Origin of the sequence: Amycolatopsis sp. (genome assembly GCF_025464955.1) — a bacterium.
Classification (GTDB): Bacteria; Actinomycetota; Actinomycetes; order Mycobacteriales; family Pseudonocardiaceae; genus Amycolatopsis.
This window is the reverse complement of the sequence record NZ_JAODNM010000164.1, coordinates 1-8,725: the sequence shown is the minus strand read 5'-3', so window position 1 is coordinate 8,725 and position 8,725 is coordinate 1. Positions and strand designations below refer to the sequence as shown.

The window sequence follows — 8,725 nt, the reverse complement described above, 5'->3', positions numbered from 1 at the left end:
CAGGCCGAAGTGGACGTCAGCGGGCGTGTGCAGGCCGATTCCGGTGTGTCGGTGTTCGTGGTTGTACCACTGGGTGAATTCGTCCATGAATCGTCTCGCCTCCGACAGTGATCCGAAGCGTTCGGGGGAATTCCGGACCGTACTTCAGGGTCTTGAACAGTGACTCCGAGTTATCCGGGAGTCCGGATAACAGCGATTATCCCGAGTCCGCGGTTATCCCGAGCGGGGCTGTCCCGACCGCTGTTGCCGGCGCTCAAGATAGGTGCGCCAAAATCAGTAGAGGGGCGGAGACCGACGGGATCGTTGCTGGGCCGTGCCTGCGCGACGTCCACTCCAACACGACCTGGGTGCCGCTCCGGCCGGCCGCGGCGGCACCCGGTGTCGCAGTACTAGGACACTCGGCGATTCCCTGCCCGACCCGCCTATGTCGTCGAGGCGACTGTGTCAGGGTTGGCGCCGCGAGTTATCCCGCCGAGCCAAGTCAGGGATGGCTTGGCTCGGCGTCCGAAGGTGTCCCGGTCGACGGCGACGAGACCGAAGGTCGGCGTGTAGCTGCCCCATTCGTAGTTGTCCACCAGGCTCCAGTGGAAGTAACCCCGCACCTGGACGCCCTCGTCCATCACCGCGTGAAGCGCCTGCAGGGCCCCTGCGGTGTAGTCGACGCGGAGAGTGTCGTCGTCGGTGGCGATGCCGTTTTCGGTCACGATCAGGGGAATCCCACCGGAGATCCGGTGGGCGTCGCGGACGGCGTGGCCGAGGGCGTCGGGGTAGTACTCCCAGCCGGTCAGGGTACAGCGTGCGCCGGCGGGCGGGCCGAGTTCGATGGCTTGGCCGTGGTCGTCCAAGCCGATGCGGGTCCGGGTGTAGGACTGCACGCCCAGCCAGTCGTCGTCACGGGCGGCTTCCAGGAAGACGGTCTGCCGGGGCTGGGCGTAGGCGGTGGCGGCGACTTCGGCTCCGGGTTCGGGCTGGTAGGTCAGCATGGCCACGGACCACCCGACCTTCAGCCGCGGATGTTGTTCGCGCAACTGGGCGCGGGCGGCGTGGTGTGCCCTGATCAGACCGGCCGCGACTGCCGGATCGGGTTCGGGCATGCCGTGGGGCAGGTTCGCGACGCCGGTGGATTTGAGGTGGCTGAAGACAGCGAGGATGTTGGGTTCGTTGATCGTGCATACGTATTCGACGTCGTCACTGAGGACGGGGGCGAGTGCGGCCAGATAGCGGGTGAAGTAGTCCGCGGAATCGGGCGCGGCCCAGCCACCGCGAGCGGTGAACCACAGCGGTGAGGTGAAGTGGTGCAGGGTCAGCAGGGGCCGCAGGCCGCGTTCGAGCGCTCCGTCGACCATCGCGCGGTAGAACCGGAGCATGGCCTGCGAGAAGGCGCCTTCGGCGGGTTCGACGCGGGCCCATTCGATGCTGAAGCGGTAGTCGGTGAACCCGGCGCCGGCGAGCAGATCCATGTCCTCCGGCCAGCGGTGGAGGCTGTCCACGGCGTCGCCGCTTGGTTCGGTGAGCAGGCCACTGCCATCGTGTTCCGTGTACCACCAGTCGCTGGCGGTGTTGTTGCCCTCGATCTGATGGGCTGAGGTGGACGCGCCCCACAGGAAACCTTGGGGGAACGCGGGAATGGCGCTGGAATCGGGCAACGGAAGCTCCTTTGTGGTCAGCGGTGTTCAAGGGATGAGGTGGCGGGCGGTGGCCCGCATGAGCACGATCCGGCGCTGAGCGACGATGATCAGTCCGAAGTAGAGCAACAGGGTGCTCGACCCGAGCTCCGGTGTAGCGACGGCGTCGAGCACGAGGTGCTGGCCGATGCCGACGATCCACAGCAGCGCGGTCAGCCAATTGCCCTGCTGCAGCACGACCCGTTGGCCGCCGTACCCCTCGGACCAGATGCGGATGGTGTGCGCGCGGATCACGGCCAGCACGCTGCCGACCACGAGGCTTAGCACGGTGAGGCCGAGGTCGAGGGCCTTGACCGGGGTGTGCTGGATGAAGGACAAAGTCTCCAGCAGGCCGATCACCGACAGGACGATGCCAAGGACCCTCTTCTGGTTGACCGGTTTCCGGCGTACCTGCTCGCGGATGATCCAGATCAGTACCAGCGTGCCGACGCCGTAGTTGACCAGATTGACCGGGAGGTGGGTGAGGGCGTCCTGGGGGTTCATGCCTTCGCTCCTTCCGGTACCGGCACCGCGGTGGCGATACCGAGGTAGGTGCGGTGGCCGGTCAGTTCGCGGAACGGACCGGTGATCTCGACGGTCGCGGTGCCGCGGATGTCGTCGGAGGCGGCGCCGACCATCACCTGGATCGGGCCGGGTTCGAGCACGAACCGTCCAGCCGGGTCCAGGTAGCCGAGCTGGGTCAGCGGCAGGGTGAATCGCACCTGCCTGGCCGCTCCGGGTGCGAGGCACAGGCGGTGAAACCCGGCCAGCTCCTGGGCCGGCCGCACCACCCCAGTGGCGTCGTCGTGCACGTAGAGCTGCACGACCTCGTCCCCCGCGACGTCGCCGGTATTGGTGACCTGGACCGAGATGGTGAGCGTGCCGTCCGTGTCGACGCTCTGCGGGGACACGGTCAGGTCGGTGTAGCCGAACGTGGTGTAGCTGTGGCCGTGGCCGAACGCGAACAGTGGGGTGCTCGGCATGTCCCGGTAGCCCGCGCCGCGGTAGCCGCTGTTGGCCTGCTGCGCATGGTGGATCGGTACCTGCCCGGAGTGCCGGGGAATGCTGTAGGGCAATTTCCCACCGGGATTGACCACCCCGAACAGGACGTCGGCCATCGCGGCAGCCTGCTCCTGGCCGCCGTAAGCGGCCCACACCAGAGCCGCCACGTGCTCGCCGATGCCGGTGAGGGCCATCGGGCGTCCGGTGTGGACGACGCCGACGACCGGGGTGCCGGTCGCCGCGACCGCGGTCACCAGCTCGACCTGGCAAGCCGGGAGGTCGATGTCGGCGGTGTCAATGCCTTCGCCTTCGGTCAGCGGCCCGTGGAACCAGCCACAGCGCCCACCGAGCGCGGCGATCACGACATCGGCGTCGCGGGCCGCGGCGACAGCGGCGCGGATGTCGCCGGGTTCGTCATCGAGCACGCCGGCCCCCGGCACGACGGTGACGGTCGCCGTAGGCGCGAGCGCACGGATCGCGTCCGCGAGCGAACAGGTCGGGTAGTCCGCTCGGATCCAGTCCCCGGGGGTCTGTGCCAGCACGGGGCGCAGTTCGCGACCTATGGCGGTCAGCGCCCCCGGTGACAGGAAATCGTCGGAAGAGTCCAGCCCTTGCATGGTGGCGCCCTGGCCGGCGGCCAGAGCGCGCATCATCGCCACTGATCCGGGGTAGGTGTAGGCGCCGAACGCGCCGGTGACGTCGTCGGCGTGCGGGCCGACGATCGCGATCCGGGTGATGTCCCGGGACAGCGGCAGCAGCCCGTGGTCGTTGGCGAGCAGGGTGATCGACTGGCGAGCCAGTTCCGCGGCGAGGTCCGCGCCGTCGCGGGCGGTTCGAGTGATGACGATCGGGTCCTCGCAGGGGTAGGGGCGCTCGAACAGGCCGAGGGCGAATTTATCGTGCAGCACCCGCCGGACCGCGTCATCGAGTGCGTCGGTCGCGACGCGGTCGGCGGTGACCGCGTCGGCGAACGCGCTGCCGTAGCCGACGGTGGTCGGCAGTTCGACATCCAGTCCGGCGGTCAACGCGAGGATCGCGGCTTCGGTGGTGTCGCGGGCCACGTGTTGGCGGTCGACGAGCATCGGGATCGTGCCGTAGTCGGACACAACTGTGCCCGTGAACCCGAGCCGCTCGCGGAGCAGTCCGGTCAGCACCGCCCGGGATGCTCCGGCCGGGATGCCGTCCACCTCGGCGTAGGAGTTCATGACCGAGCCGAGACCGGCCAGGTGGATGGCGGCCTCGAACGGGCGGGCGTAGACCTCGTAGAGTTCGCGGGCACCGATCCGCGTGCCGGCCAGGTTGAGACCACCTTCGCCGGCGGCGTAGCCGAGGAAGTGTTTCCCGGTCGCCAGCACCCCCTCGGTCAGGTCCTCGCCCTGCAACCCCTGGACGTAGGCGACGCTGAACGCCGAGACCAGGTAAGGGTCTTCGCCGTAGGTTTCGTGGACCCGACCCCAGCGAGCGTCACGCGCCACGTCCATGACCGGCGAGAGCGCCTGGTGCTGGCCGATCGCGCGCATCGCTCGCGCGACGACGCCGGCCAAGCGCCGTACGGCGTCGGGGTTCCAGGTGGCGGCCAGCCCGATGGCCGTCGGGAAGACGGTGCACTGCGGGGCAAGGACGCCGTTGAGGCCCTCGTTGTGGAAGATCGCGGGAATGCCCAGCCGGGTGTTTTCGACCAGGAACCGTTGGATCTGGCCGGCCAGCCGCGCGGCCACTGCCGGTGGTTTGTACCCATAGAGGGTCAGCGGCGCGACGTGCCCGATCCCCTGGGACAACCGCTGGTGCAGCGCCGGCTCGTCGAGTTCGCTGTCGTGGCCGAGCAGGGTCAGCGGGAAGCAGCAGCCGCGCTGCCGGACCTTCTCCTCGACGGTCATTCTCGCCAGCAGCGCGTCGGCTCGCTGCAGCGGCGTTCGGGTGTCGGCCTCAGACATGGGGAATCCTTTCGACATTTCTCAGCGCACCGACTTGATCCGCAGGACCGCGAACGAGCCCGCCAGGGCCAGCACGATCCCGACCGGGAACAGCGCGGCATAACCGCCCAGCTCGACGACGATCAGGCCGGCAAGTGCGGGTGCCAGCGTCTGCGGCAGGGTGGAAGCGATGTTGAGCACGCCCAAGTCCTTGGCGAAATCCGCCGACGAAGGCAGCACCTGGCTCATCAAAGCTGTGTCCACCGAGGCGTAGGCACCAACGCCCACACCCGCGGTGGCGGCGTAGGCGACCATGCCCGCCAGCGTGGGCCAGCTGAACGGGATGGCCAGTGCCACGGCCATGATCACACCGGCGACCACAGCGGGAACCCGCCGCCGTCCCCATCGATCCGAGAGCAGACCGGCGGTCAGCGAACCCACGATCAAGCCCGCTAAACCAATCCCGGCCAGCAACGGCACCACTTGGATCGCCTTGTCCCCCAGGCCGATGTAGTCCTGCAGGATGTAGAGCAGATAGGTGTGGACCAGGAAGTAGCCCAGGTACAGCAGGATGCGCCCGGCGAAGCCCCACGCGAAGTCCGGGTAGCGGCGTGGACTCACCCAAAAGGACTGCAGGAACGCCATTGGCGAGAACGGTGCCCTCGGCAGGCCCTTGGTCGAAGTGTCCGGGTTGAACACGACGAACAACACCAGCAGCACCAGCGAAATCCCGCCGAAAAGCAGGTATCCGGCGTAGGTCGCCGAGGCGAACCGGGCGCCGATGACCGCGCCCAGCGTGGCCCCCAGCGTCAGGCCCAGTCCGGTGACCGCGGAGAACTTGCCTCGCACGGCCGGCGGCACCCGGTCGGGGAACACGGCGCTGAGCGGGCCGAGAGCGAAGTTGTAGCCGACGTTGACGATCGCCCAAGCGAGCGCGAGCTGTACCACGGTGTTCGCCGAACCGACCCCGATCATCGCCAGGCCACCGACCAGCCCACCGACCACCATCCACGGTGTGCGCCGCCCGAAGCGGCTGCGCGTGCGATCGGACACCCGCCCGGCGAGCGGTCCTGCCACCATCGCCGTCAACGCCCCCGTGGTGGCGACAGCGGCGAGGTTGCCCGCTTTGTGCGCGCTGTCGATGTTCTGTGTCTGCACGGCCAGCAGCAGCGGCCCGGCGCCCCAGACCAGAAAGGTGCCGAGGTTGGCCACGAACATCGAGATCATCAGGGTCAGCAGCCGGCCGCGGAGGGGTACCGGCTCGTCGGTCAGTGCCGATGCCGCCGCGGTTCCGCCGGGCACACTCGCCATTTCGCACCTTCACTCCCTCGTCGTTGAGGACTCGTCGTGAGCGCTTCAGACCTGGGACAGGTCCTCGCTCGAGGCCTGGCGCTGGGCGGTGGTGACCGCACGGGACCGGATCGCCAGCCCGACGGTGCGGGTGAGCAGCATCGCGACGGCCATGAAGATCAGGGCGTCGGTGATCGCGGCCGGGGCGATGTGGTTGTCGATCAGCCAGCGGCCGAGCTGCTCGGGGAACCAGTGGGTGGTGCCGTAGGAGAACGCCGCGCGGGCACCGATGACCACCACCCACAGCGATGCGTAGCCCCAGCCGGCGGCCGTGACGTTCCTGCCGGTGGCCGGGTCGGGGTAGACCCGCAACAACGTCAAGGCGATCAGGCCGCCGACCGCGCCGGCCGCGGCACCGGCGATCTCCAGGGTCAGGCCGTTGCCGTGGGTGGTGACCTCTTGCAGGAACAGCGGAACGATCAGCGCGGCCAGGAGGATCGGCCGCAGCAGCCGGTATACGGTGAGCGTGCGACGGCTGCCGAGATCGGCCTGCAGCACCGCGGCCAGCACCGCCACGTTGATGAGCTCTGCCTGGGTCAGTGTGGACATTGTGCGCTCCTGGTGGACTGGTGTTTCGTCCTTTCCAGACTCACGCGCGGCTGCCCGCAGGGCATCAGACCGCCGGTACGGTTTCCCTCCGGTTTCCGGTATGACCCCGGTATGAGGGCGAGGGCGGGAATCCGTACCGGCCTCATACCGGGAGTCCACTTCCGGGTTGATGTCTCCCCGTCTGGAACGCCCTACCGTGATGGAGTGCGTGGACCAGCTGATCGCGAGAGCACCACGACCGAATCCGGCACCCGGACACCGGGTCGCGCCGCCGCCATGACCAGCGATACTGAGCACATGATGCGGCGGATCACCTGGGCTGTGCGGGCCGGGGCGCTGGTCGGCGTCGGCCTGTTCGTGTTCTCTGAGCAGGTCATACCGCCCTCGGTGATCATCGCGTTCGTCGTGGCCGGCCTGATGGTGGGTCTCTGGGCGCTCATCGAAAATCCCGCCACCGACCATCCGGGCCTCACCCGGCTGCTGGCTTACGCCCTGGCCACGGTCACCGTGGTCTGCGGCATCGCGTCCGTTGCCCCCAGCGGCGGCTCGCTGGTCGTCCTCGGTCTCATCGCCACCATCTCGGCCGGCAGCGACGCCAGCGTCACCGCCGGCTGGACCATCGCCGGCCTCGGCGTGCTCGCGGCGGAGACCACGATTCTCATCGAGGGCACCAGCTCCTGGATCACCATCGGCTACCCGCTGATCCTGCTGGTGGGCCTCCTCTTGGGCTACAACCGCCGCTCCTACCGCGTCCAGGCCGAGCAGTCCGCCGCCCTGCTGGCCAACGCCGAACAACTCCGCGTCGAGCAGGACCAGATCGCCACTCTGCACGAACGCAACCGCATCGCCCGCGAGATCCACGACGTCCTCGCGCACTCCCTCGGCGCCCTCGGCGTGCAGGTGCGGGCCGCCAGTGCCGTACTTACCGATCAACGCGACATCGACCGCGCACTCGACCTGCTCGACCAGGCCCACCGGCTGGCCAAGGACGGCCTGACCGAGACACGCCGCGCCGTACACGCACTGCGCGCCGACACCCCGGCACTGCCCGACGGCCTGGCGGAACTCAGCGCGGCACACGAGCGCCGCCACCACACTCCGGTCACAGTCCGGGTGGACGGTGAGCAGCGACCGCTCAGCGTGGACTGTGACCTCGCCTTCGTCCGCACCGCCCAGGAAGCACTGGTCAATGCCGCCAAACACGCCCCCCAACAGCCCATCGACATCCACCTCGGCTATGGCGACGTCAGCACTACCCTGACCGTGACCAACTCCCTGGGCGACTCCGCCACCAGGACGAGCCCCGATCTCGAAAGCGTCAACGGAGGCTACGGTTTGACCGGTATGCGCGAACGGCTCATGCTGCTGCGCGGCACGCTGACCGCGGGCGCCCACGATGGCTCCTGGACCGTCGGCGCCCGGGTACCCCGGTGACCGGCGCCCCCGCCCCGCTGCGGATCGTGATCGCCGACGATCAGGCCAGTGTCCGCGAAGGGCTCGTGCTGCTGCTCGGGCTGCTCCCCGACATCGACGTGGTCGGCTCCGCGGCCAACGGCCACCAAGCCCTGGATCAGGTCACCACGCACCGTCCCGATGCCATCCTGCTCGACTTGCACATGCCCGAACTCGACGGCATCGAGACCACCCGGCAACTCGTCGAGCACCACCCGGACGTCGCCATCGTCGTCCTCACCACCTACGTGGATGACACCTCCGTGCTCGCCGCGCTGCGGGCCGGCGCGCGCAGCTACCTCACCAAGGACGCCAGCCGGGAGGAGATCGCGCATGCCCTGCGCGGCGCGGTCGCTGGCTACGCCGCCCTCGACCCGGATGTCCAAGCGGTGCTGCTCAACGCCACCGGCTCCGGCGGTGGCGCCGTTCCCGCGCCACCGGAGCCGTTGCCGGACGGCCTGACCCGCCGCGAAGCGGAAATCCTGATGATGATTGCGCGAGGCAAGACCAACCCGGCCATCGCCACCGAGCTTGTCCTCAGCAGCCACACCGTCAAGAGTCATATCAACCGCATCTTCGCCAAAACAGGTTCAGCTGACCGCGCTGCCGCGAGGCGCTATGCCCGCGAACACAACCTGTCCTAGTACTGCGACTGAGCCGCTCAAGCGGCGAAGATGGTGATCGAGACGTCCCGTCCGATCGCTCAGGTCGCCCGCGAGTTCGGTATCGGGGAGCAGACCCTGGGGGACTGGGTCACGAAGTACCGGCAAGATCATGCTGATGATGAGCCGGCGC

Annotated in this window: 7 protein-coding genes and 2 pseudogenes; 3 read left to right on the top strand and 6 right to left on the bottom strand. The window is 68.6% G+C overall.

Features of this window, described 5'->3' with window-relative positions:
• The 6 genes and pseudogenes from JWQ81_RS41515 to JWQ81_RS41490 form a co-directional block, all read right to left on the bottom strand.
• Positions 1–169: pseudogene (locus JWQ81_RS41515) on the bottom strand (integrase core domain-containing protein); the annotation flags it as partial.
• A 253-nt stretch (positions 170–422) separates the two neighbouring features.
• Positions 423–1,646: a family 1 glycosylhydrolase gene (locus tag JWQ81_RS41510; protein ID WP_297550753.1), complete on the bottom strand. Its 1,224-nt coding sequence runs from the start codon at positions 1,644–1,646 to the stop codon at positions 423–425.
• Positions 1,647–1,673: 27 nt separating this feature from the next.
• Positions 1,674–2,168, bottom strand: a complete 495-nt coding sequence (locus JWQ81_RS41505) for a hypothetical protein (RefSeq protein WP_297550750.1) — start codon at positions 2,166–2,168, stop codon at positions 1,674–1,676.
• The gene (locus JWQ81_RS41500; RefSeq protein ID WP_297550748.1) at positions 2,165–4,600 is read right to left on the bottom strand and encodes a glycoside hydrolase family 3 N-terminal domain-containing protein; all 2,436 of its coding nucleotides are present in this window, start codon (positions 4,598–4,600) and stop codon (positions 2,165–2,167) included. The genes JWQ81_RS41505 and JWQ81_RS41500 overlap by 4 nt, the downstream gene beginning before the upstream one ends.
• Positions 4,601–4,621: 21 nt before the next feature.
• Entirely contained in the window at positions 4,622–5,890 is a 1,269-nt protein-coding gene (locus JWQ81_RS41495) for an MFS transporter (protein WP_297550746.1), read from the bottom strand.
• A 45-nt stretch (positions 5,891–5,935) separates the two neighbouring features.
• Positions 5,936–6,478, bottom strand: coding sequence for a hypothetical protein (locus JWQ81_RS41490; RefSeq protein WP_297550744.1), 543 nt, complete (start codon positions 6,476–6,478; stop codon positions 5,936–5,938).
• A 204-nt stretch (positions 6,479–6,682) separates the two neighbouring features.
• Here JWQ81_RS41490 and JWQ81_RS41485 point away from each other — a divergent pair, with 204 nt between their 5' ends.
• From JWQ81_RS41485 to JWQ81_RS45215, 3 genes and pseudogenes are all read left to right on the top strand, one after another.
• Positions 6,683–7,912, top strand: coding sequence for a histidine kinase (locus JWQ81_RS41485; RefSeq protein WP_297550741.1), 1,230 nt, complete (start codon positions 6,683–6,685; stop codon positions 7,910–7,912).
• Positions 7,909–8,574 carry a response regulator transcription factor gene (locus tag JWQ81_RS41480; protein WP_297550739.1) on the top strand — a complete coding sequence of 222 codons (666 nt, stop codon included), beginning with the start codon at positions 7,909–7,911 and terminating at the stop codon, positions 8,572–8,574. Before JWQ81_RS41485 ends, JWQ81_RS41480 begins: the two co-directional genes overlap by 4 nt.
• Before the next feature lie 27 nt (positions 8,575–8,601).
• Positions 8,602–8,725, top strand: a pseudogene (locus JWQ81_RS45215) (transposase); the annotation flags it as partial.